Source organism: Pseudomonas sp. AC463, assembly GCF_979253585.1.
Genome location: NZ_CEEDDZ010000090.1, coordinates 1 through 507 on the forward strand (window position 1 = coordinate 1; position 507 = coordinate 507).

Annotated in this window: 1 protein-coding gene; it reads right to left on the reverse strand. The window is 64.9% G+C overall.

The window, feature by feature from the left end:
* Positions 1-507 (reverse strand): imidazoleglycerol-phosphate dehydratase HisB (hisB, locus tag AC0IYH_RS29220; RefSeq protein WP_471837507.1); only part of this gene is annotated, 507 nt, incomplete at both ends.

The window sequence follows — 507 nt, forward strand, 5'->3', positions numbered from 1 at the left end:
TTCGTCGAGGGAATGGCGTCGCTCTTGCGCGGGTCGATCTCGATCGCCTTGCGCAGCGCACGGGCGAGGCCCTTGAACGCGCTTTCGGCGATGTGGTGATTGTTCTCGCCGTGCAGCGTTTCGACGTGGAGCGTGATGCCGGCCGCCTGCGCGAAGCTGTGGAACCAGTGCTGGAACATCTCCGTGTCCATCTCGCCGAGACGTTTCTGGCTGAACTCCGTCTTCCAGACGAGCCACGGCCGGCCGGAGATATCGAGCGCGACGCGGGTCAGCGTCTCGTCCATCGGGCTGAGCGCGTCGCCGTAGCGGACGATCCCGCGCTTGTCGCCGAGCGCCTTCGCCACCGCCTCGCCGATCGCGATGCCGGTATCCTCGACCGTGTGGTGCTGGTCGATGTGCAGGTCGCCCTTGGTGCGGACATGCAGGTCGATCAGCGAATGGCGCGACAATTGTTCGAGCATATGGTCGAAGAAACCGACGCCGGTGTCGATGTCGTAGAGGCCGGTG